This is a genomic window from Duganella vulcania (assembly GCF_009857655.1).
Classification (GTDB): Bacteria; Pseudomonadota; Gammaproteobacteria; order Burkholderiales; family Burkholderiaceae_D; genus Rugamonas; species Rugamonas vulcania.
This window is the reverse complement of record NZ_WWCX01000035.1, coordinates 22894-46511: the sequence shown is the minus strand read 5'-3', so window position 1 is coordinate 46511 and position 23618 is coordinate 22894. Positions and strand designations below refer to the sequence as shown.

Sequence of the window (23618 nt, the reverse complement as noted above, 5' to 3'; positions counted from 1 at the left end):
GAATCCACGACCGCGATATCGGGTGTGCGGCTGGAGATTTGACAGGCACAATCGACGAGACATCCCGGAGACCACGATGCATTTCTCATTCATGCGCAGGGTGTTCAAGGACGGTGGCCAGGGCCAACCGATGAGCGCCCCTGGGCGCGCATCGGCTGGCATGGCGACACCGCCAAGCGGCAAGGAAGGTGCCCCGTTCCACCCACAGTCGCGGGCAGAGCTGCTGGAAGCGGGCGAGGAGATCATCAGACGCATCCGGCTGTGTTACGGACGGGAGCCGCAGCAGTTTGAACGGGATATCATGGCCGTCGTCGAGCGTTATGCGGACTTCGTCAATGCCCTGCCAGCGACGGCCAGCAATTACTACAACTATTCCGGCGGCCTGTTCCGGCTCGGACTGGATACCGCCTTCTTTGCGCTGCAGGCGACCGATGCGCAGATCTTCGAAGGAAGGGGATCCATCACACGGCGGCGCCACCTTGAGCCGCGATGGCGCCACGCCACCTTCATCGCCGGTCTCTGTACAGCGCTGCAGCCGGCGCTCAACGCCATCACGGTGACGGCACAGAATGGCGATTGCTGGCCCAGCTATTTGCAGCCACTGTCGACGTGGCTGCAACGCCGCCCCGGCGATCAGTTCCATCTAATCTGGCGCACGCCTTCAGCCATGGACGGGCTACAGAACCTGTATGCCTTACCTCACATTATCCCGCCGTCGACGATGGAATACCTGGCAGAACGCAACGACGTAATCATGCCCACCATGCTGGCGGCGCTGGCGCGCTTGCCGCTCTCCACCCCGCCCGCGACCATGGCCGCGCTGGTGCGGCGCGCAGCCGCGCTCGCGATCGCGAAGGATCTGCGACGCATGGCGTCAGTCCAGGGCTATACATTGCAGGGGGACCATCTCGGCCGGCTCTTGATTGATATCATGCATGATCTGGTGCACACCATCGCCAGCTGGATCCCCAATTCCGAGAAGTCACGGGTATGGCATGGGCAGGACGGCACCTTCGTAATCTGGCCGGGCGGCTATCAGGACCTCGTCGCGCATGCGGACCACGAACGCCTCCAGGGCCTGCCGCCAGAGGCGGATAGCGCGCTCTCGGCGCTGGAACATGCCGGCATGATCACGCACGGTCCGGCAGGACCGCTATGGTCGCTCCAGCCGCCCGGTACAAGAGCGGCGGTGAGCGGCGTCAAACTCGCCGTCCCGGAACTCGTGCTCGGTGCCCAACTGGCCACTTGCGCCCCGTTGCCACCGCTGTGCGTCCTGCCCCATCCCACAAATAAACCGGAGCCAAGATCTACGCCCCCCTCCCCGCCTGCGCCGCAGGAGTCGACGACTGCTCCCTCGCAGCTGGATTTGCGCCTCGCCGAACAGCTGCCGGCCCAACCCTGCGCAACGCCTCCGGACACGCAGGATGTCCAATCAACGAACGCGCCATCGTTGGTCAATTGCGTGCGCCTGCCGGCCGATGTCGCAGACGCATTGCGGCGTGCAATCGCCGGTCTTTCCGAGCAACCAAGCGCCGTCTGCGCCCAACTGCTCAGGGAGGGCGTTCTGGTACCGCTGCAAGTGTTCACGTCCGCCGGCCTCGACACCAAGATGGTGGTCCGGCGCCTGCGCGATGTGGGCATGCTGGTCATCGGCACATCAGGAAGCGCTATCCGGACGACCAAGATCGACGGCGTCGCCGTGCTGGGGCTGCTACTGAAACGCCAGCACGTCAGCGGCCTCCCGTCGGCCGATCGGCCCCGGTAGTTCGCCATGCTCGCCCGTACCTATGAGACGCCATGGCGTACCGCATACGAGCTCTATGCATGTGGCGGTTGGCTCACCAGCGCATGCGCGGTGTTGGCCGCAACGCCGGCGCACATACCGTCTGCGCTGGGCGCCGTGTCCACAGCGGCGATGGCGATGTTGGCGACCTGGCGCTTTTCCCAGAGCTTGGCCATCCTCGAGCGCCGAGCGGCGCTCTCTGGGCGCGCCATGGCGCGCATCAAACTGCGCAAATTTGACACGTTAACCGCCGCACCGGATCGGGTCTTCATCGGCTACGGCTTCGAATGGCGTCCGGAACACTCTCAGCGCCTGTACGAACTGTGCAAGGTCGACTACCGGCAATATCGGGTCGCTCCGGCGCTCGTTCGGTTGTTGGGCTACGAACTGAATCATCAGCCGGACGATGAGATCGGCATGCCCTATATCCACGGCGTGGAACCGATTGAACGGCCTATGTACCGGCCGCTGCAGAACCTGGAGGGCGGCACCTTGGTGGCCGGCACCACGCAAGCGGGCAAAGGCGTAATGTTGAGCTGGTTGATCACGCAGGCGGTCAAGCGTGGCGACGTGGTGATCATTCTCGATCCAAAGAATTCGAAGCGCCTGCGGCGGATCGTTGAACGCGCCTGCAAGGATTATCGAGGCGACGACACTTTTCTCTGGTTCCATCCTGCATTCCCGGAAGCGGGCGTACGCATCGATTTCACTTTTAACTGGCAAAAGCCAACCGAGATCGCGTCGCGCATCCAGGCGATCCTACCGCCCGACACGGCGGGCGCCTTTTCCGCCTTTGGCTGGGACGCCATCAACGTGGTGGTGCAAGGCCTGGTGGACCTGGAGGAAAGACCCAACCTGCTCAAGCTCACCCGCTATATCGAGGGCGGCATCGAACCGGTGCTGGAGGAGACACTGCGCCGCCTGATGGTCCACTTGCACGGGCCGAACTGGCGCCAGATGGCGGATTTCAAGCAACTACTTGAGAAGGCGTCCAAAGGCCATTACAGAGCTCCATCGCAGGTGGCCACGCTCGAATTGCTGGGATTGGTTGAATTCTACGAGCGCCACGTCCCAGTAGCCCGGCGAGAGAAGGTGATCGATTCCCAGCTGCGGGTGTTCCGGCACAACCGCGAACACTATCAAAAAATTACCGCCAACCTGTTGCCGATCTTGTCGATGCTGACGTCCGGGGACCTCGGGCGCACGCTGTCGCCCGATCCGCTGGATGCGGACGACCAGCGCCCGATCATGAATTTCGAGAAAATCGAGCGCGCCGGTCATGTGCTCTACATGTGCCTGGACTCCCTGCCCGATTCCGCAGTGGCGTCGGCCATCGGCGCCCTGGCCTTGGCCGACCTGGCTGCGCGGGCCGGCATGCTGTACAACCTGGGCCAATACCGCCGGGTTGCCCTGTTCGTCGACGAAGTATCCAATGTCATCAATACCCCGCTGATCGAGATCCTTAACAAGGGCGCCGAGGGCGGCATCTTTACCACCGTCGCCCTGCAGACGCTGGCCGACCTGGCGCAGCGTCTCGGGAGCGAAAACGCGGCGCGCATGGCGCTCGGGAACCTGAACAATGTCTTCGCGTTTCGCACCAAGGACCGACTGACCCAGGACTTCATTGTCGAGACCTTCGGCAAGACCGGCATCCATAGCCTGCGGATCGGCCATACCGACGCCGCCGACGCCCATGTCGGTGATTTCACAGCGACCACCTCCGCCCAGATTTCCGAGACGCTCGAGGAGCGCATCCCCTCGGACATACTGGGGAAACTGCCTAATCTGCAGTATTTCGCTTCCGTGTCCGGCGGACGCCTGATGAAAGGCCGTCTGGCGCTGCTCGACGCGGAACAAGGCACTGTCCCCGGCGAGCGTGCGGCATGATTCGCTATCTCGCCATCCTGTTGGCGGCCAGCCTGGCATGCCTGGTTCTCTGGCTACCGGCAGAACACTCCGCGACGCAGTTTTATCAGGCGGCACGCAGCGATCACGCCGCCTGTAGCGCGCTATGGGGCGCCTCCTACGCAACCACGGCCCTCAGTTCAGCCCTCGCCGCGGCGGCCATGGAACGTCCCGCTTCCACGCCGTCCGTCTCTGCGCCTGGCCCAACCGGACCGGCAGAGCGCCGTCTCGCCGGCCAGATGCAGGACATCGCGAGCCGTTTCTATGGCATGCCTTATATGCGATCCGTGGAAGCGATGACCACCCTGGCCTGCTACCGCCTCGCCACGATGCTTTACCTCGCGCCGGGCTTGGCTCTGCTACTCATCCCCGCGCTGCTGGACGCCGCGATGCGCCGCATCATCCGCACGCATGAATTCCGCCGTCATGATCCCGAGCGCTACGCCTTCGGCATAGCCGGCGCGATGCTAGCGTCCGGTGCGCTGCTGGCCACCTGCACCTTGCCAGTGCCCATGCCGCCGCAACTTCCCGCCACCGCGATGCTTCTGGCCATCTATTGTCTCCACGTGGCGGTGGCCAATTTCCACCATAGCGGCAACTGACGGTTTCGGCGCTAATCGGAAATGAGGCCGGTTTTGACAGGGTATTTCGGGCCGCGTTTCGCAGCGCCGACGAATAACATGAATCCCATGACTAAACCGCGAATCACCCGACCAACATGGATACCAATCGCCAACCGCCGCAATTCGGAGCCGCACAGACCGTCCGCTCCGGCGCAGGTCAGCCTGCGCAAGCATTCAGCCCCACCGTGACGACGCTGGTGTGGATGAATGAATTCGACCGCATCGAGCGCCTGTACCACGATGCGGCCAATCAAGCACCAAGATTCCGGACTCCCGACCTGATCAGCGCCTGCGTAACGCTCGTCTTCTCCGATGAGGGGGCGGCCGACAAGGTTTTCCGCCACATCCACACGTGCCTGTTGCTGCAGGACCTGAATACGCCGCGCCACGCGGCTGCCATCTGGCGCCCACAATATGAGCTGTTGCTTGCATTGCAGCGTTCATCGCGCAATCGCCACCCGAACCCACACTTTAATCTCGACCATTTTACGACCGCCTGCGTGCACCTGGCCTTGGCGCACGAGAATGCCAAACGCTTGGTGTTCGCCCATGCGCGACAGAACACCGCGCGGCGTGCTGGCCCGATCACGTAAAAGGCATGCCGCCGGCCGGCGCCGACCAGAACGTACCGTTCATGCGATGGCCCACCCGACTCACCCACACCCCGCCACGGCGGGTCGACGGCACCTGTGCCGCAAGTTAAGGTAGAACGCCATGCGCCTACTGTTCGCCCTCTTTCTGATCGTGTCATCGCCGGCCACGCTGGCCTCGGATGCCTGCTGGCAGCAGGCCGCGCTCGAGAGCGGCACGACGATTGAACTGCTCCAGGCCATCGCATGGACCGAATCATCGATGCAGTCACATGCCGTCAACGTGGCACACGAACGTGTCACTGGCACCCGTGACGTCGGTCTGGTGGGCGTCAATACCGCTCCTGGGGTACTGCTGCGGCTCGGCCTGTCCGAAGCCGATCTGCTGGACCCATGCACTAACTTGCGCGCCGGGGCGCGCATCCTGAGGGAGAAGTTTGACCGCTATGGGGTGACGTGGGAAGCCGTCGGCGCGTACAACGCGTCGTGCACGCGCCTGAAGGGACCGGCATGCCAGGCTGCGCGTACTGCCTACGCCTGGCGCGTGTACCGGGCGATGCGCGGCCGTCGCCGCGTCAGCGAACAGGGACGCGGCAGCCGACTGCGCCCGGACGGCGTCCCTTTCGAACCAATAACCCAGTTCGTGAGCCTGCAATGAGCCAGTCCCATTTTCTTCCCATATTCGCGTCGCTGTGTTTGATCGCCACGACGGCGTGCACAACTGCGACACGCCAGGATGCACCGTCCGCTCCCGCGCACCGCACCGCGCAGGAACGCTATACGGTAACGCAGCTCGGCTTTGGCGAAACCGCACATTTCGGCCTTTGCCTGCCGCCGGCATGTCCACAGGCCACGCCCAAGCATGCGGCCTCCTTGGACACGGCAAAGCAGGATAACGCCGACGCTGCCATTGCGCGCAGAGATCACGCCGACAATACGATCCAACCACATGGTGCTGCCCCGGTCACGGCACTCAGTGTCTACTTCGAAGCGGGCCGGTCGCTCCTCGACGCCGCGTCGCGCCGCGCCATCGATGCCCTCGTGGCCGGCCTGTCCGTGCGCAGCCTGAAAATAGCAGCCCGCACCGATTCGACCGGCACGCCAGCACAAAATGATCGCGTGGCGCGTGACCGGGCGACGGCGGTTGCGCGCTACTTGCGGACGCAACTGGGACTATCGGGTGTGCCGGTCGACGTCGATGCCAGGCCATTGTGCTGCTATGTAGCGACCAATGCCGACGCCGACGGCCGGCGCCTGAACCGGCGTGTGGATATCGCATTGGTTGGTGCACACCGCACGGGGGCACCATGACGGCCGCACTCCTTCCCCTCTCCAACGCAGCGCTGCCCTGTGCGCAGGCGCACTTTCGCCACAGCTCGCGTGCCACGCGCGTCGCGCTGCGTGATCTCGAACGCGCACGGGGTCCTCCTCGGGCGCAACCCAGCACAGCGTCTCCGCTCTCCCGTCTTTCGTCATTGTCGTCCCAACAGGAGTTTTTCATGAGCACATTGAATGTCGTCACACCCGGCCAGCCAGCTCGGGCCAGGCCCGCATCCCGCCGGCATCCCGCCGCAGGCATCATCCTGGCCGTTTTGTCGGTAGTCGTCGTCGGCCCGACGCTTGCCATCGACCTGGAGAAATTCTCGGGCATCACCGGGCCGTTGCTGTCCGCCCTGACCCAATTGTCTTCCCTAACACCTGGCCTCAAGGGCATCATCGGCTTCATCTCGTTCTGTGTCGCCTTTATTTCCCTTGCCGCGCTGCGCAATATGGGGCCAATTCTCTTCTTTATCGGCGTCATGATATTCGGCGCCGTTGGCCTGCTGGTCGGCGGCGCGATCATGGGCGTGGTCATCTAGCGCTACGAGAAAGGGACAGCCATGAACTTCGACGACACCTATATTCCGCGCCGCCTCGACGACCAGTGGAAGATCGGGCTGTGGGACATCGACGTGGCTGCTCCCGTATTGTTTTTTTCCTATCTCGGCTGGATCGCCGGCACCCGGCTGGCCTTTTGCCTTTGTCTGGCCTGCGGCATCTATCTGAGCCGCAGACTAAGCAAGCTGAAGGCGGACAAGCACGAAGCCTTCGCGCTGCATTGGATGCACTGGATGCTGCCGGCCTTCCCGTTGACGTTTCTGCGCGAGACCCCGCCGCCCCGCATACAGCGGATGGTCGGTTAAATGGAGCGGCATCATGCTAAACGACGACTACGAGGCAACACTCACGGATCTGCGGCGCGCCATCCTCGGCCGGTCGATAATCATCGGCACGCTCGCCGTCGCACTGCTGGTGCTGGCGACATGCCTGTACAGAATCATCGGCACCGAACGAATCATCGTGACGCCCCCCAGTGTCAACGCCACGTTCTGGTGCCAGGGCGACCAGTGCGGTAGCGCCTACCTTGAACAAATGGGCGGCTACGTCGCCTGGCTGATCCTGGATGTGGCACCGACGTCCATTGAGTGGAAAAAAAGCGCGTTGCTCGGCTTCGTCGCCGCCGACACCGTGGGCGCGCTGAAGGAGCGACAGGAACTGGAGGCTGACCGTCTTAAACGCCTGAACGCGAGCACCTACTTCCTGCTCCAGCAACTGACGCCCGATGAGGAAAAGCAGACCGTCAGGATGGTCGGCCTGCTGCATACGCAAATCAATGGCCATGACACGCCGCCGGTAACCAAAACATACGAGGCCGCCTTCGTCCACACGGGCGGCAAGACACATTTGGCTAGTTTTACGGAGATCAAACAAAATGGACAAGCAAGCTTGGCAGGCGGGGTTGCTGCTGCTGGCGGCCGCTAGCATCGATTGCCGCGCCGCGCAGCCTCAGCGCAAGGAGGTGCGCGACGGTCTGACCGTCGAAGCCATCGTGTCGGAGCGGGAGGCGACGCGCATACGCGTCGAGGATGGCATGATCACGGGAGTGGTGGGCAAGATCCAATCATCCACCGGCTGCATGGGCCCCGACGGCCCGATGCCGGCGCCCCAGCCTGCGATACAGCCACTCAGTCCGACCGCCGAGGCATCGATCACTTGCGACCTTTCCAAGGGCGAGATATACCTGAGTCCTCTCGGCCAGGGAAAAAAACCGATCAACCTGTTCATCTCGACCGGCCGTGCCACCTATACGCTGGTATTACACAAGGACGACCGGCCTTCCGAGACCATCGTCCTGTTCGACCCATCGGCGCCGAGGATCGACGGCCACAAGGGCGATGCGCGGCCGAGGCAGGCCGGGCACGTGAAAGGCATCAAGACGATGCTGAAAGCCATGCTGGCAAGCCGTACGCCAGACGACCTACTGGCCGAGGATGTCGACGTCCCCCTGCGCCTATGGCAGGAGGCTTCGCTGACGCTGGTGCGCACCTATCGAGGCCGAGGCTTCGTTGGCGAACGCTACCATTTGACCAATACCAGCGGCGTTCCCATGACGCTAACGGAGCAGGAATTCGACCGCGACGGTGAAGGCGTGGTTGCCGTCGCCATCGATCAGCTCAATTTGCGCCCGGGCGACGCCACCTGGGTGTATGTCATTCGTCGCGGAGGACAGCCATGAGCGCGCTGTCCCGCCTGCGTCTGGCGTACGACACCATGCCGCACCGTCGCCGACAGTACCTGAACTTGGGCGCTGTGCTGGTCGCAGGCAGTGGCGCCCTCTGGTTCGTGTTCTCGCTGGGCCAGACCCAGCCTGTCGCCGAACGGGCGAGCAAGGCCGGCAAGTCGGCGCCGATCAACCTCGGCATCCAGGTGCCGGGAGAGATCGATCCGCGCGAGGCATGGCTCGGCACAGCCGGCAGGGAGGTCGCGCAACTGAAGGCGGACGTCGAATCTCAGCAGCGCAAGGAGACGGAACGCCGGGCCACCGAAGACGCATTGATGCGCCGCCTCGCCGAGCTGGAACAACGTGGCGCCGCCGGTGCCGCTCAGCCGGCGCCCCAACCGGCATTAATTTCGACACCGCCCCAGCCGACGGGGCCGGTCGTGGCGGCGTCCAGCCAGTCCGGCGGCTACCCACCCGCCTCGCCCATGGCGATGCCTTCCGCCTCCGCGGCGGCGGCCGGAGAAGACATGCGTGGGCCGGGCGCCGGCGCCGAGGCTCCGATCGTGCGGATCAGCTTGGCCCCCGGCAACGGCAAACCCGCTCCGCGCGCAGCGCCGCCCGAGCCACCTGCCGCCATCCCGCGCGACGATAAGGAAGCCGCCGCGACCAGCTACCTGCCGGTCAGCTTCACCTCCGGCCTGCTGCTGGGTGGAATCGACGCACCGACCGGGGGGCAGGCGCAAAGCAATCCTCTACCGATCCTGGTGCGCTTAACCGACAACGCCGTGCTGCCGAACCGCTACCGGGCCGAAGTCAAGGATTGCTTTGTCGTGGCGGCGGGCTGGGGCGACATCAGCTCGGAGCGCGTCTACGCGCGCACGGCCACACTCTCATGCGTGCGGCACGACGGCACCACGCTTGAAATGCCGATCCAGGGGAATCTATACGGGGAAGACGGCAAGCTGGGCCTGCGTGGCCGTCTGGTCACCAAACAGGGCCAGTTGCTGGCCAACGCGCTGCGCGCTGGCATCGTCAGCGGCATCGGACAGGGTTTCGCACAAGGCGGGACGACCTTTACCAACTCGCCCTTCGGTACCCTTGCCACCAGTTCCGGCGGCACCGGCGAGCAAGTCCGGCGCGGCGTGGCCGGTGGCGTCGGCCGGGCGCTGGACAACCTGGCCAACTACTACATCCGGCTCGCCGAACAGACATTTCCGGTCGTCGAGGTCGATGCAGGGAGGATGGTGGAGGTCGCCATCACCAAGGGCAGCAGCATGCCCGTGGCGGGCGGACGTGTCGATACGCCGGACAAGGATGAGGGATATCATGATGAAGACTAGCGTTGTGCCGCCAATGTTGGCGCTCGCTCTCGTACTGCCCGTCTGCCACGGCGCACAGCAGGACGCGTTGCTATCCACGCTGAAACGCGTTTACCCGAACACCACGTTCGACGCCGTGCGGCGCTCGGAGATACCTGGCCTCTACGAGGTCCGGATGGGCAGCAACGTCGCCTACGTCTCCGCATCGCGGCCACGCTACTTCCTGTTCGGCCACCTGTATGACGCCAGCGCCGGCAAGGACTTGACGGAGTCCCGCCACGCGACGCCCAGCATCCCCGCCCCGCACTCCGGCGTCCCGAAAACTACCGACACGGCCACGTTGCCGCTGGCCGACGCCATCAAATCCACCAGCGGCACGGGCGAGAAGATACTGGTGGTATTCACCGATCCGGCCTGCCCCTATTGCCAGCGCCTCGACGCCGAACTGGCCAAGCTGCCCGACACCACGGTCTACAACTTCATGCTGCCCTTCTTGGGCGAAGCGTTGCCGCAGGCAGTGTGGTGCGCGTCGGATCGCCAGCTCGCATGGCAGGCCGCGTTGCGCGGGCAGTTGTCAGCCGGCGGCACATCGCCATGTGCGAATCCGATCGCGCGCAACAGGGCGCTGGCGACGCGCCTTGGCATCGTGGGGACACCCACCCTGATCTTTCCATCGGGAGAACGACTGGAAGGCTACGCGACGGCGGACGACATTGCGCCGCATTTCAGTGCACACGCCATCGCCACCGCAACCGCAACCGGAAAGGAATAGAACATGAACACGCGCTGCCCATCCGCCATTTTTTTCGCGCTGCTTGCCGGCTGTGGCGACATGTCCGGCCTCGGGGGAAGCAGTCAGTTCGCGTGCAAAGCGCCGGTGGGCGTGCATTGCGAATCGCTATCGGCGACGTACTACAACTCGCTGGCCGACAACCTGCCCGCGCAGCGCCCCGTCCCGCCGCCTGTCGGCAGGCCCAGGGCCGGGACTGGCAGTCCGGCAGCCGCCGCGCTTCGCACGGCGGAGCCGCCGAACACGGGCTACGCCCCGACAGCATTGCGCGCTCCCGGCCGGGAGATGCGCGTCTGGATCAAGGCCTGGCAGGACGACGACAAGGACCTGGTCGACCAGTCCTATGTCTACCTGGTGGTCAGCGAGGGTGAATGGCGTGTGGCCCATGTGCAGCGGCAAGAGCGCAATGCGTTTGCCCGGTTGGCCGAGCCGCAATCTCCAAAACAGCCGAATGGCGATCCAACGGTCCAGGAAAGCCCGGCCATCCCTGCCGTAGCCCCCTCCCCGGCGCTAGTTAACCGGCCGGTCGATCCATCAGACAAATAGCGAAGGTTGAGGACCATGTTCGATTTCCTGCACAGGCCATTGCACACCATACCCCAGGCCGCACAGGCGCTACGTGCCTGCGTGGGGCTCCCTCCGGCGGATGATGCCGCCCCAGATCGATTCGCGACGTGGCTGCCCTATCTTGCGTTCATGGAGAACGAAGAGCTGTTCAGGTTAAAGGGAAAACGGCTGGGCTTTGCGCTCGAGGCGTTGCCACAATCCGGCGCGGACCAGTCAATGGTCGAGGTGCTGGGCAGCCTGTACGCCAACTGCAAGCCGGGTACTGGCATCCAGTTCCATCTCTTTGCATCGCCGCACGTCAGCGAACAGTTGCTGGAGTACGCCAACCTGCGGCCGGAGGATGCGGACCAGTTCGCGAAATCACGCGAGGCCGGGCGGCCGGTGCGCAATGAGAACCTGCACCGGCGCCTGGTCCGCCATCGCTTCGCCCACATGCAGAAAGGCGCCCAGCAATCGCTCACCAGCGGCTACCACTGCGGCGTGCGAGACTTCCGTCTGCTCATCAGCGTCAACGCGGCCGGTACGCCTGACGACCGCGCACTGTGCGACGACCTGCTTTTCGTGCGCGACGCGATGTCGGCAACGCTCAAGGCCGCGTCTATGCCCAACCGAGTCTGCAACGCCGACGACTTGATCAACTGGTGCGCCACGCTTACCAACCCGGACCGGATTTTCCAGCGCCGCGCCGAACTACAATGCCACGACGAGGGCCGCGAGATCCGGGACCAGATTGTGGACTTCGACACCGTGCAAGACCCGCTTCCCGACCGGCTGCGCTTTTCCAAGCCGGGTGGCGGCGAAACCATGGACGCCTGTTTTTTCTCGGTAAAGTCCTATCCCAAGAGCTTTCCGTTGTGGCGCATGGGATCGCTGATCGGCGATCTGATGCAGCCCGCCCTGCAGTTCGATTGTCCGTTCCTGATCACGCTGGGTGTGCATGTCCTCGACGCTAATACCGTGCGCACCGCGATCACGGGCAACCATGTGCGCGCGACCCAGAATGCCGAAAGCAAGCTCGCCAAGATCATGCCCGACGCCGAGCGCAAGCGGCAGGACTGGAGCGCGGCCGCCGACGCCAGCGACGAGGGTGGCACGCTGGTCTCCATGTACCATCAGCTTGCGCTGTTCGCCCGCCCACAACACATGACCTCGGCCAGCGAAACAGCCAAGGCGATCTGGCGCGCCCGTGGCTTCACGCTCAACGGCGACGTCTATATGCACCGCCAGGCGTTGCTGGCCAGCCTGCCCATGACGCTCTCCCCGGCTTTTCATGGCGACCTCAAAAGAATGCGGCGCGTGTCACGCAAGCTTCTGCCCAACGCCATCCATCTCGCCCCCCTGATAGCGGAATGGCGCGGGACACCCACTCCCGTGCTGATCGGCACCGGCCGCCGCGGGCAACTGGTGACGCTCGACCTCTACGACAATGAGCAGGGCAATTTCAATGCCGCTATTGCAGGCACCTCGGGTTCCGGAAAGTCCACCCTGCTGCAGGAGATGGCGGCTGCGTACCTTTCCATCGGCGCCAACGTGGACGTCCTCGACCTGGGACGCTCCTTCGAAAAGCTCTGCAAGAAATCGAATGGTTGTTTCATCGATTTTGGGCCGGATTCGGCGCCCAACCTCAACCCCTTTACACGCGTACTCGACATTCAAGAGGACATGGACATGCTGGTGCCGGCAATCGCCAAGATGTGCTCGCGTACCCGCCCTCTGGACGAGGTCCAGTACAAGGCCATTTCCAAGACCATCCTGTCGCTCTGGTCGCAATACGGCCAGGACATGACGATCACCGCCATCCGCGACAGGCTCGTCTCTGGCACCATTTCCGAACTGGGGCTCAAACACGACCAGCGGCTGCGGGATCTGGCCGTGATGCTGAACCCCTTCGCGCGTGGTGGGCAATACGAGCGCTTCTTCGAAGGACGCAACAATATTGACCTGGCCAACCCGCTGGTGGTCATCGAAACCGAATGGCTCAAGCGCAAACCCGACCTGCAGGTCGTTGCGACCATCCTGCTGCTGTACCAGATCACGGGCCAGATGTACCTGACGCGCCACTCCAAGAAACTCCTGATTGTGGATGAACTAAAACAGCAACTGGCCGACACCGGCCAGGACGACCCGATCCTCGCTGCGGTGCTGGAGGAAGCTTCGCGCCGCGCCCGCAAGTATGGGGGCGGACTGGTGACGGGGACCCAGGATGGCGACGACTACTATAGCTCGATCCAGATGGAGGCCGCGTTCAAGTGCGCCGACTGGATATTCCTGCTCCGGCAAAAGCCCGAATCGATCAACCTGCTCGCCGAAAAGAAACGTCTCTTCATTGACGAAGCCAAGAAGCGCTTGCTCAACTCGCTCCACAAGCAAGACGGCGTCTATTCGGAGATGTACGTGTCGTCGCCGGTCGGCGAAGGCATCATGCGGTTGGTGCTCGACCCCGCCACGCACCTGCTCTACTCGAACAAACTGGAAGACAACAAACCGATCGACGCACTGCGCGAACAAGGGTTGTCCATCGACGAGGCGATTGCGCGGGTGCTCGAACAACGGGGACTACAGGCATGAAACCACTCGCGCTCAACGCCCTCCTGGCGGCCATCGTCTGCATCGCGAGTCTGGCCGCCTACGACTGGATAATCGCGCGTCCTTACCGCACGGTGGGGGTGGTCGATTCGGTCGCCGTCTTTCGCCTCGAAGAAGAGCGTCTGGCAAGCCAGATGGCCAGGGACATGTCGGCCGAGCAGCGCGACCGGTTGGCCTCCCAGGCGCGGGCGTTCGCGCGCGAGTTCCCCCGCGCGCTGGAGCAGGTCGCCATCGACTGCGGCTGCCTCGTCGTCGAGCGCAGCGCCGTCATTGGTACGCCTCCCCACATGGTGGACCTGACACCAGAACTCAAAAGGAGAATGCAATTATGATGGCGCCCTACTTCGCGCACCTGCGCCAGACATGGTATGTCTATCTGGTCCTGGCGGCCATCTGGATCTCCGCGCTCGTGCGGGTCCTGGTCGATCCGACCCCATGGCTGCCCATACTCTTCAACGTAACACCTAGCCTTCCCTACAAGGTGGTCGTCATCGATTACGGCGCGAAGGATCCGCACCGCGGAGACTACATCGTCTATGCCTTTGAAGGAGACGCGGTGCGGTACTTCCCCGGCCTGCGCCGCCAGCCACTGTTCAAACAGGTCACGGGCGTTGCGGGCGATGTCGTCACGGTGTCGGAGCGCCACGTGTATATCAATGGCAGGGACGTCGGCTATGCGAAGACCCATACCGTCACACGCCTGCCGCTGCAGCCGATCGCCCCGACGGTGATCCCGCCCGGCTACTTCTATGTCGCGGGCCAGAGTCCCGACAGCTTCGACTCGCGTTACGCGATCAGCGGCCTAGTGGCACGGCGCCAGATCGTGGGCCGCGTGACCCCGATACTGTGAGGTGCGTCATGCCTGTCCCGACACCTATGACCATGTTTTCCCCAGCGGCAGCGCGCAGCCACTTCCGCGCCGCCATGTGCTGGCTGCTTGCCGCCGCGCCGGCATTGTGTCTGGGCGCCGACATCGGCAACCTGGGTCCGACGTATCCCGTCCAGGAACAGAACCTGCTGGCGATGATTGAACAACGCCTGCTCGCGCGCGCCGAATCCGGCGAGATGACGCGACTGATGGAACAGGCGGCGGCGACGGCGCGTGCGACCGTCGCCTCGCCTGCTCCGGTGGCAGGCCTGACCGCCTGCTCCAAGGCGCGCAGCTTCTACTTCGACCCGTCGATGGTGCTGGCGGAGAACGTCTTCGATGGGACAGGCCGCTTGATGTTCGCGGCGGGAACCCGCAAAAATCCGCTGGACGTCATCACCCTGTCCCGCGCACTGTTATTTTTTGATGCCCGCGACGCGCGGCAGCGCGGCCAGGCGCAACGCATGCTGCGCGAGCATGGTTGGCGCTTGAAGCTGATTCTAACCGGCGGGTCCTACCTCGACCTGATGCGCCAATGGCGCATGCCGATCTATTACGATCAGCAGGGACTGCTGACACGCCGCCTGGGCATCCGGCAAGTTCCGGCGCTGGTGACGCAGGAAGGCCTGCGACTTCGCATCGATGAAATGGAGGTGTCACCATGAAAACGATGGCGGCATTACTGGCCTGGTACGCGCTCATCGCGATGCCTGCGGCGGCAGATCCAGCCAAGTTGCCAACGACCTGCGTCGGCAAGTTCGCCAATCCGGTCACGGACATCTGCTGGAGTTGCATCCTGCCGATTTCTCTCGGTGCGGTCACTACGGCCAATCTGGGCGGGCAGGAAGACACGGACAACCCGTCGGACCCGGTCTGCAGTTGCGGCGTCAATCCGGTGATCGGCCTGTCCATCGGTTTCTGGGAACCGGCACGCCACGTCGAGGTGGTGCGCAAACCCTTTTGCCTGGTGTCGCTCGGGGGATTGGACCTCGATCCGGGCATCGGCGCGCCGGAGGCGGCGCGCACGCCGGAAGCAAGCGGAGACGCCAGTGGCTTTTACCAGGCGCACTTTTACGTCAACCCGGTGATGTACTGGCTCAAGGTAGTCGCTGACTTCCCTTGCCTCGAACGCGGCAGCTTTGACCTGGCCTACCTGACGGAGGTCGATCCCCTCTGGAACGACGACGAGCTGACGCTGATCCTGAACCCGGAAGCGGTCCTATTCGCCAATCCGGTGGCCCTGGCCGCATGCGCGGCCGATTGCGTGGCGGCGACCATTGGATTCCCAAGGCCGGAATTGTTCTGGTGTGCCGGGTGCCAGGGAGCACTACTGCCACTGGACGGCAATACCCGCGTGCACATGGGTGGCGTGCGCACCGCCGAATTGATGGCCCAGCGCCTCACCGCGAAGATGCACCGGGAGTTGCTGGCGTGGGGCTGGCATGGGAAGAAGGGGCTGTGCGGTCCGTATTTCCTCCCGGTGATGGACAAGACCGCCTATAAGACACAGTTGACCTACCCCATACCCAGCACAGACAAGACGGCCGGCAAATGCTGCCAACCGTTTGGCCGGACGACGACGCTTTGGGGCGCCGGCAAGGAATATCCCGTCCAAGGCGAGGATTTCGCCTTCATGCTCTTTCGGAAAAGGAACTGCTGTGTGGGTTACTAAACGCCGCGCGCGCCGGGCGCGCAACCTGCTTGTATTGGGACTTGCCGCGCTCTGCGCGCAATGCGGCCTGCGCTGTGCGTGCGCACAAACCGCGACGGCCGGAACGCCCAGGCTGGACAGACTGCCCATTCCCGCCACCAGCAGCCCGGCCGATATCGCCGCCATCGCCGGTGGCTACGAGGCCCGGATCAAGGCGCGCGGCACCGGCAATCAGCCCTCCAGCCGCCTGTTGATCATGGTGAGTTTCTCGATGCCGCGTGCGTCCCTCACCCGGCTCGCGGACCAGGCCAAGCGCTGTGGCGGCGTGCTGGTATTGAACGGGCTGAAGGATGGCTCCCTGCCGGCGACGGCGCAGGCCATCCACCAGACATTCGGCCAGCCAGGGGCGCCGCTGCAGATCGATCCCCGCCTCTTCTCGCGCTACGCGGTCAATGTCGTGCCGACCTTCATACTAAGGGCAAGCGATGGCGACGAGCAGCCCTGCCTCATTGGCGCCTGTCCTGCCGCCGGCTACGCCAAGGCAAGCGGGGACGTCTCGCTGGACTACGCGCTGGAGCAAATCGCCAACGCGCAACCGGTGTGGCGCCCAGCTGCCCGCTCCATCCTGCGCCTGCTGGAGAAATGACATGCGCCGCCTGATCGTCCTCGTCAGTGTGGCCGCCCTGGTGTCGGGCCAATGTGCCACGGCGGCCGGACAAGTCGATGACCTAGCCGCCGCCCGGGCTGCAAACGCCTATGCGCACGGCCAAGTGAACGCAACCAACGCCAGCGCGGCGGTGCCCGGCTATACCGACAAGCCGCCCCAGGCGGCGTACTACGGCCGCTCCGACCTAAAGGCCTTGGCCGAAACACTGCGCCTGCAGTGCGCTCTGCTGCCGAACGACCCCGTCTGCCAAGCACAAGTCGCGGCCAATGCGGTGGCGAATGGTCCACGCCCGACGATAGCGGCCTCTGATCCACTGGTCGCGTCGGCGGCGGCGATCGCTCGCAATCCGTTTGGCGTCGCCAGCAACCTGGCGGACTTCTACAGCGGATGCTCAACGGCCGGCGTGTGCAGTCCCGGCGTCTTCTGTCTCGGCGAGCGCTGCTTCGACACCACGAACAAGAACGATCCGGACTTCGCGCAAGCCATGACGTACATGGAAGCGGCGCGCGAGGCCGGCGTCTATCTCGATCCAGCAACCATACGGGTCTTTTCCGGCGAGGACAACCGCTGCAGGAATCGGACCTTAAAGAACTGCTGCTATGCCGACGGTGCCGGCGCGGGCTTTACCAACCAGTCGCTGTTCGGCGCCGGCTCGCGCCTTGTATATGACGTCCTCATGAACGCCGACAACAGAAGCTTCATCAAGCAGGGACTCGGTGCCCTGTACACCAGCGCCGGCTTCTCCGGCAGCTTCACCAGTTATGGCGTCACGGTCGCCGTCAACGGCACGGCGCTGCCGGCCGGTTCGGTGACGCTCTTTAGCGGCGACAGCATCGCCATCGCGGTCGATCCCTACACACTCGCGATCGCGGTGATCATCTACGTCGTCCTGTCGATGATGTCGTGCAGCCCGGAGGAAGGCAAGCTAGCCATGAAGGAAGGCGCAAAGCTGTGCCATCCGATAGGCACCTGGTGCTCCAACTGCATCCGCATCCTTGGGAAATGCGTGACCTGCATCGAGCACACCACCTCCAAATGCTGTTTCAATTCGGAGCTGGCGCGCGTGGTCAATGAACAGGGCCGTGCGCAACTGGGCATCGGCTGGGGCGGAGCAGAGCGGCCGCAATGCCAAGGCTTCACCGTGGCCCAACTTCAGGCGCTCGACTTCTCGAGGATGGACCTGACCGAGTTCTACGCCTCTATCGTGCCCGCGCTGCCGGACCTCGCCGCGCTGCGCGCCTCGAACAGCGTGCGTGCAGGTGCTTGCTATTTCGGAGGCGGAAAATGCTGATCATTGCGTTCGCTGCCCTGCTCCAGGCCACCGACGATTCCACCGTGCCGCGCAAAGCCGTCGTCAATCCACGCGAATTGATGATAGAAGCCATCGACGCGCCGGACGGTAGCGCCCACGGCATGCTGACAGGTGAAATGGCCGAGGCGCTCAAACGCGGCTTCGGCACAACCGCTCCCCTGCGCATCGACGTCACGACGTTGAAGCGCTATCGGCAGGAAGGCTGTCGGCGGCTGAATGTGGCATTTTCACAGGACGACGTGCGCTCGCCGGGCGCGCCGGGCGGCGGTCCGCGTCGCATCGATTTCGGCATCGACTATTGTCGCGATGGCCGTCCTCCATCTTCCCGTGCGGAGGCCGAATGATGAAGCGCATCCTTGCCCTGCCCGTGCTCCTGGTCTGTCTTGTTCCTGCCAGTGGCCAGCAGCTTACCCATTTTCCGGCGGACGATCCACGCCGGGGCTGGCATTTCTATGACGACGCGCCCGTGCCGGCGCCATCTCCGTCGCGAACGGCCACCGGCATCAAAGACGAGCAGCCGGAGATCATCCGCTACAAGGCGCTGCAGAAGGCCGTGGAAGAAGCCCGCATCGTCGCCATCATGGCGCCGACGGTCGATAACGTCCACGCCTATCTGCAACTTGAGGCGCGCATCCTGAGCGACGCGTCGCGTTTCTCGGATGTCGCGAAACGCGTGGCATGGATGTCGCCGGAGCTCGATCCCAGCGCGCAGGCCAGGCCTTCGGCGACCTTTGCGGTAGACATCTATGAACGTCAGCAGATGGCGGAACGGCGCACACAGCTCGCTGTCCTGGCGCGTGAACACATCGTGCTGTTCTTCTTCCGTGGCGACTGCCCATATTGCCATGCCTTCGCCCCGGTCCTGAAGGCATTCGAACAGCGGTATGGTTTGCAGGTGTCCGCCATCAGCACCGACGGCGGCACGCTGCCGGAATTCCCTTCCCCGCGTGGCGACAACGGCATCGCGCTAGCGCTCAAGGTCCAGCAGGTACCCGCGCTGTTTCTGGCCCATCCATCGAGCGGCCGGATCGTTCCGCTTGGCTTCGGCGTCATGTCGGAAAACGAGCTGATCGAACGCGTCATCACCACCGCCACGCCGCAGCCTGTCTCGGCGCTTACCGCCGCTAACAAATAGGAGGCCAACATGTCGCCCAGACCGATCCCCATCACTTGGACCCTTGCCGCACTGGCGCTCTGTTCGCCATTGCGCGCAGGGGACTTGAACGCGGAAACCCAAAAGATGTTCAAGGACCTCTCGATGATAGGTAACTACACCAAGCCCGGGGCATTCCGAGGCCAGGTGTTCAATACTTACAGCGGGGGCAATCTCATGCTGCGCGCACCCAATAAGACCTATCAGTTGATCGCCATTGACCTGCCCGAAGCGCATGGCGGCTGCGCAGGCATCGACGCCTTCGGCGGCGCCTTTTCGCACATTTCCTCGGCCCAGCTCAAGGACATGCTCAAGAACATTACCTCCGCCCTGCCCGGTATCGCGTTCCAGTTGGCGCTCGACACGGTGTCGCCACTGCTGGGCAGCATCAGTTCCCGCTTCCATCAACTGGCGGAGATGGTGAACGGACAGAACAAGAACTCCTGTTCAATCGCGACCGCCCTCGTGCGAAATGCCGCAGAAGCGACCAACCTGAGCACCAACAAAGCGTGCCAGGACATCGCTGTCAGCTTGGGCATCGCATCGGATTACGCCGATGCCGAGCAGCGCTGCAAGACAGACAAGCCGTCCATCCTGGACTCGGGCAGGAAGTCCGATGATCCGGGCATCAAGAACAAGGTCCCCTTCACCGGAAACCTCACGTGGCAGGCGCTCAAGCTGGCCGGCACCAAACTTGATGACAACGAGCGTGAACTGATCATGAGTATGGTCGGCACCGTCATCTTTGCCAACGGCAGGGACCCGGATCCGATACCGCCCACGCTGACCTCAATTTCCAATCTGCTGTATGGACAGGCCGACGCTGGCGGAGGCCAGGTCACGCAGCAAGTCCTCAAATGCAACAACTACGACACTTGCGATGCCGTCACGGTAGACGACGGCTACAAACACACGCCATTCACCACCCGCGTCGAAACACTGATGCGCTCGATCTCCGACAAGATCCTGAGCAGAAGTCCGATCGCGAACGACTCCGCAGAAGTGGGCTTCGTCAATCAGACCACCGAACCGGTCTACCGCATGTTGTCGGTCGCCTCCATCAGCAACTCAAAGAATCTGGCGGAGGACCTGATCGGCCGCTACCGCGAAGTGATCGCCGCCGACTACGCCTACGTCTTCTTGGACAAGAACCTGCGCGTAGGATTGAACGCGCTCGACAAGGATTTCTTACTCGACCAAAAGCAAGAATCGAAGGCGCGTGACCTACGCGACCGAACCACAAGCTTGCTAGCACAGTTGTCCCGAGAAAAGTCGCTCTACTACCAAAAAGTGGCGTCCATGACAGCGATTTCGACGCAGATTGAGCAAATGGAACGTCAACTGCGTACAGGCATGCCCCAGCACGTCCTTGACATGCTGGGACGTAAGACTGCCTGGCTTCGCTAGCCGAAGGCATCGGAGGCGACGATGTGGGAAATCTATGCATACCAGGACGCCGATACATTGGCGGGGGTGTTTAACGCGATTGCGGCGATCGCCGGCGCGCAGGATTTCAAGGGCGCTATCGCGATGGTCGCATTCTACGGTTTCGTCACAGCTTTTACGGCCTATGCTTTCGCCCCGCAAAAGCTGATTGGCTGGCAATGGCTGGCGTCGGTTACCCTGGTGCTGTCGATCCTTTTTGTCCCACGTGTACAAGTCGGAATCATCGACAAGACTGGCGGTGGCGCAGAACGCTTCGTCGACAATGTACCGTTGGGATTGGCGGTACTGGCCTCACCCGCGAGCACTGTCGGCCACGTGACCGCCAGCCTGTTCGAGACAGCCTTCCAGGCCATTCCCGGCCCGGCAGGGCTTCCGCCTGAACTCGCCTACCAAAAAAACGGCCTTATGTTCGGAAACCGGTTGATCCGGAAAACGAGCCGTGTTGTCTTCACGGAGCCGCGATTCCGTACCGACCTGATTAACTTCATTGCAAACTGCACCATGTACGATCTCGCCGACGGAACCGTTGCCCCGGCTGACTTCGCCAATTCCGGTAATGTGTGGCCGCTGATGGCAACCCCCAACCCTGCACGCTTTAGCACAATCACCGACGCGTCGGGAGAGACGCAAGTCATGCCGTGTCCGGCAATATATACAGCATTGGACAAGCTCATGCCGACACAAGTCAAGCGTATCCACGACAGCCTTGCCCTCGAGTTGAATCCAACCCTGCCACCGTCTGTGGTGGCGTCGGTACTGGTTGGTCAAATCGAGCAGACATATATCAAGACCCAGATTGCCGACGCTGCCGCAACCGCCGCCGATATCGTCAGACAAAACGCGATGATCAATGCGATCAACGACACCAGCATGCTGATCGGCCAGAAGATCAACGATGCCCCCGCCATGATGCTCGCGGTGGGCCGGGCACAAGCGGTCGCGCAAACCAATGCATCTTGGATCAATTCGGGAAAAGTCGCCGAGGAAGGACTTCCGGTTATACGAAACGTCATCGAAGCGCTCGTCTACGCGCTCTTTCCCGTTTGGGTATTGCTTGTCCTGCTTACGAGTGGAAAAGAGACCATGATGTCGATAAAAAACTACTCCGCCGTCCTGATTTTCATCCAACTCTGGCCTGTACTTTATGCCATCCTGAATTATCTGGCGACTATTTACGCAGCCAAGGAACTGGCAGCAGCGGCAGACGTCGGTGGCGGACTCAAGGCACTGTCGCTGAGTACCTCCAATTCGATTTACTCGAACGCTATCTCTTCGGAAGCGGTTGTCGGCTATCTCACCGCGAGCATACCGTTCATCGCCTGGTTCGCCATGAAACGCATGGAAAACTTCGGCACCGCAGTGCTGTCCGGTTGGTCGACGTTGCAATCGACGCTGACAGCTGACACGAACGCGGCCGCCGTCGGGAACACCGGCATGGGCAATGTCACGATGGATCAAATGATACTCACGCCGTCCCGTTCTTCGCCGTATTTCCGCGCCCGCCAGGACGATTCTACCGGAAACACCCTAACCACAAATGCAAGTTCCGGTCTCACAGCCATCAAAGCGTTGATGAATGAAGGGCCGGCATCACGACAAATCGTCGTCGGCCTGACGAAGAGTGAAGTGACGGAGGCGCAGCGGTCGGTTGCCGCTGCAAAAGCGGAAGTACTCTCTTCGTCACACGAATACGCCTCAGCGGTAGCAGACGTGATCTCTTCTGCACGAGCACGAGGAACAGGAGATACACAGTCTGAGGGGACGGCTAAATCAGAACGTAGTACAACCGGGCAACGCGCCAGCGAGTTGAAGCAGATTGCAGCAAACGTGAGCCAACAGACGGGGGCATCGGTACGACAGGTCACAGAGGTCGCGCTCGGCGGCTCGTTGAAGGCTGATACAAGCACGCCAATTGGAGCACTGGGGGCGCTTAAAACGCAAACAGGTACATCTGCGGGACTGGACCAGCTAAATCAGAAAATTAAAACCTACCTCTCAAGCGAAGACAGCAGCAAGTTCAAGGACTTCGCCGAGTCGATATCCAAAGACTCACGCGATCTTTCGAACGTATTCTCGGAAACCCGTGAGGGGGAGGAACATAGTAAAAGGATCACAGCCACGGCTACAAGAATGGCTCGGGCAGAGGCAAATTTGCGTTCGGAGGAAGCGTACTCGGAACGGATCGCATCAATGTTTTCTAGAGGCGAAAGCATCTCACTGGACTTGGCCAAAGATCCGAATCACACGACGTTCTTTGCGGACCTTCTGCGGACGCAGAAATTAGGAAGCGGAGCCATGCTTCGTCGTTTGGAAAGCTATCTAGGTAACGAGGCCCTGCCGCCAATACGCGTTGCTCCAGAAAACTTGCCGAAGACGTTTGAAAACGTGCGCTCGCGGTATCAAGCATACGCAACAGAAGTTGGAAGTACCCCTTCCGATATCGATGTGGGCAAAACAATCCAATCACACTTGCATACGGATCCGATAGCCACGCCATCAAAGAAAACACAACTTGGAACTGAGCATGTGGAGAAGCAGAATTCAGTCGAAAGGAAACTTCGTGGTGATAAGAGCGGCATTGAGAGGTCAGGTATCAACATCGATAGCGAAGTAAACCAAAAGATTCTTGGGTTCGAGAAAGAGAACGGGATCGAAATCGGAAAGGACGGCCAACCTCATCCGGCAAAAGGGCATTCCCTCATTGGAAAGGTGTACAGCAGTATGGAAAACTCAAGAGATCCCATTTCCGACACGGTCGGCGACGGTATAAGGGCATTGGCTAAAAAACTCCGACCTGAAAAAAAACCAAAGTAACGC

24 protein-coding genes are annotated in these 23618 nt (G+C 62.4%); all 24 read left to right on the top strand.

The window, feature by feature from the left end:
- Nucleotides 1–76: 76 nt before the first annotated feature.
- The 24 genes from mobH (at nt 77) to GTP90_RS18795 (ending at nt 23615) form a co-directional block, all read left to right on the top strand.
- Complete coding sequence (gene mobH, locus GTP90_RS18910) at nt 77–1765, top strand: MobH family relaxase (RefSeq protein WP_161085018.1); 1689 nt, start codon at nt 77–79, stop codon at nt 1763–1765.
- A 6-nt stretch (nt 1766–1771) separates the two neighbouring features.
- Entirely contained in the window at nt 1772–3670 is a 1899-nt protein-coding gene (gene traD, locus GTP90_RS18905) for a conjugative transfer system coupling protein TraD (RefSeq protein ID WP_161085017.1), read from the top strand.
- Nucleotides 3667–4290, top strand: coding sequence for an IncC plasmid conjugative DNA transfer DtrJ family protein (locus GTP90_RS18900; RefSeq protein ID WP_161085016.1), 624 nt, complete (start codon nt 3667–3669; stop codon nt 4288–4290). The genes traD and GTP90_RS18900 overlap by 4 nt, the downstream gene beginning before the upstream one ends.
- 116 nt (nt 4291–4406) lie before the next feature.
- Nucleotides 4407–4904, top strand: a complete 498-nt coding sequence (locus GTP90_RS18895) for a hypothetical protein (RefSeq protein WP_161085015.1) — start codon at nt 4407–4409, stop codon at nt 4902–4904.
- A gap of 121 nt (nt 4905–5025) precedes the next feature.
- Nucleotides 5026–5559, top strand: a complete 534-nt coding sequence (locus GTP90_RS18890; RefSeq protein WP_161085014.1) for a lytic transglycosylase domain-containing protein — start codon at nt 5026–5028, stop codon at nt 5557–5559.
- Nucleotides 5556–6212: an OmpA family protein gene (locus GTP90_RS18885; RefSeq protein ID WP_161085013.1), complete on the top strand. Its 657-nt coding sequence runs from the start codon at nt 5556–5558 to the stop codon at nt 6210–6212. The genes GTP90_RS18890 and GTP90_RS18885 overlap by 4 nt, the downstream gene beginning before the upstream one ends.
- Nucleotides 6213–6400: 188 nt before the next feature.
- Nucleotides 6401–6760, top strand: a complete 360-nt coding sequence (locus GTP90_RS18880) for a hypothetical protein (RefSeq protein ID WP_161085012.1) — start codon at nt 6401–6403, stop codon at nt 6758–6760.
- A gap of 21 nt (nt 6761–6781) precedes the next feature.
- Nucleotides 6782–7084 carry a type IV conjugative transfer system protein TraL gene (gene traL / locus GTP90_RS18875; protein ID WP_161085011.1) on the top strand — a complete coding sequence of 101 codons (303 nt, stop codon included), beginning with the start codon at nt 6782–6784 and terminating at the stop codon, nt 7082–7084.
- 13 nt (nt 7085–7097) lie between these two features.
- Complete coding sequence (traE, locus tag GTP90_RS18870; RefSeq protein ID WP_161085010.1) at nt 7098–7703, top strand: type IV conjugative transfer system protein TraE; 606 nt, start codon at nt 7098–7100, stop codon at nt 7701–7703.
- Nucleotides 7654–8457, top strand: coding sequence for a type-F conjugative transfer system secretin TraK (locus GTP90_RS18865; protein WP_161085009.1), 804 nt, complete (start codon nt 7654–7656; stop codon nt 8455–8457). Before traE ends, GTP90_RS18865 begins: the two co-directional genes overlap by 50 nt.
- On the top strand, nt 8454–9782 hold the full coding sequence (locus tag GTP90_RS18860) for a TraB/TrbI/VirB10 family type IV secretion system protein (RefSeq protein WP_161085008.1): 1329 nt from the start codon (nt 8454–8456) through the stop codon (nt 9780–9782). The genes GTP90_RS18865 and GTP90_RS18860 overlap by 4 nt, the downstream gene beginning before the upstream one ends.
- Nucleotides 9769–10533, top strand: coding sequence for a DsbC family protein (locus GTP90_RS18855; protein WP_161085007.1), 765 nt, complete (start codon nt 9769–9771; stop codon nt 10531–10533). Before GTP90_RS18860 ends, GTP90_RS18855 begins: the two co-directional genes overlap by 14 nt.
- Before the next feature lie 3 nt (nt 10534–10536).
- On the top strand, nt 10537–11097 hold the full coding sequence (locus GTP90_RS18850) for a TraV family lipoprotein (protein ID WP_161085006.1): 561 nt from the start codon (nt 10537–10539) through the stop codon (nt 11095–11097).
- A 15-nt stretch (nt 11098–11112) separates the two neighbouring features.
- Nucleotides 11113–13686: a type IV secretion system protein TraC gene (traC, locus tag GTP90_RS18845; RefSeq protein ID WP_161085005.1), complete on the top strand. Its 2574-nt coding sequence runs from the start codon at nt 11113–11115 to the stop codon at nt 13684–13686.
- Nucleotides 13683–14036, top strand: a complete 354-nt coding sequence (locus GTP90_RS18840; protein ID WP_161085004.1) for a hypothetical protein — start codon at nt 13683–13685, stop codon at nt 14034–14036. The genes traC and GTP90_RS18840 overlap by 4 nt, the downstream gene beginning before the upstream one ends.
- Nucleotides 14033–14554, top strand: a complete 522-nt coding sequence (gene traF / locus GTP90_RS18835; RefSeq protein WP_161085003.1) for a conjugative transfer signal peptidase TraF — start codon at nt 14033–14035, stop codon at nt 14552–14554. Before GTP90_RS18840 ends, traF begins: the two co-directional genes overlap by 4 nt.
- Nucleotides 14555–14580: 26 nt before the next feature.
- Nucleotides 14581–15237 (top strand): type-F conjugative transfer system protein TraW, encoded by a 657-nt coding sequence (gene traW / locus GTP90_RS18830; RefSeq protein ID WP_254451938.1) that lies wholly within the window; start codon nt 14581–14583, stop codon nt 15235–15237.
- Nucleotides 15234–16244, top strand: coding sequence for a conjugal transfer pilus assembly protein TraU (gene traU, locus GTP90_RS18825; RefSeq protein ID WP_161085002.1), 1011 nt, complete (start codon nt 15234–15236; stop codon nt 16242–16244). Before traW ends, traU begins: the two co-directional genes overlap by 4 nt.
- Nucleotides 16231–16869, top strand: a complete 639-nt coding sequence (gene trbC / locus GTP90_RS37615) for a type-F conjugative transfer system pilin assembly protein TrbC (RefSeq protein ID WP_161085001.1) — start codon at nt 16231–16233, stop codon at nt 16867–16869. Before traU ends, trbC begins: the two co-directional genes overlap by 14 nt.
- A 1-nt stretch (nt 16870) precedes the next feature.
- Nucleotides 16871–18181 (top strand): conjugal transfer protein TraN, encoded by a 1311-nt coding sequence (traN, locus tag GTP90_RS18815; RefSeq protein WP_161085000.1) that lies wholly within the window; start codon nt 16871–16873, stop codon nt 18179–18181.
- Nucleotides 18175–18546, top strand: a complete 372-nt coding sequence (locus GTP90_RS18810) for a hypothetical protein (protein WP_161084999.1) — start codon at nt 18175–18177, stop codon at nt 18544–18546. Before traN ends, GTP90_RS18810 begins: the two co-directional genes overlap by 7 nt.
- Nucleotides 18543–19337: a conjugal transfer protein TraF gene (locus GTP90_RS18805; RefSeq protein ID WP_161084998.1), complete on the top strand. Its 795-nt coding sequence runs from the start codon at nt 18543–18545 to the stop codon at nt 19335–19337. Before GTP90_RS18810 ends, GTP90_RS18805 begins: the two co-directional genes overlap by 4 nt.
- A 9-nt stretch (nt 19338–19346) precedes the next feature.
- On the top strand, nt 19347–20762 hold the full coding sequence (locus GTP90_RS18800; RefSeq protein WP_161084997.1) for a conjugal transfer protein TraH: 1416 nt from the start codon (nt 19347–19349) through the stop codon (nt 20760–20762).
- Between the two features lie 21 nt (nt 20763–20783).
- Nucleotides 20784–23615 (top strand): conjugal transfer protein TraG N-terminal domain-containing protein, encoded by a 2832-nt coding sequence (locus tag GTP90_RS18795; protein WP_161084996.1) that lies wholly within the window; start codon nt 20784–20786, stop codon nt 23613–23615.
- Nucleotides 23616–23618 lie beyond the last annotated feature (3 nt).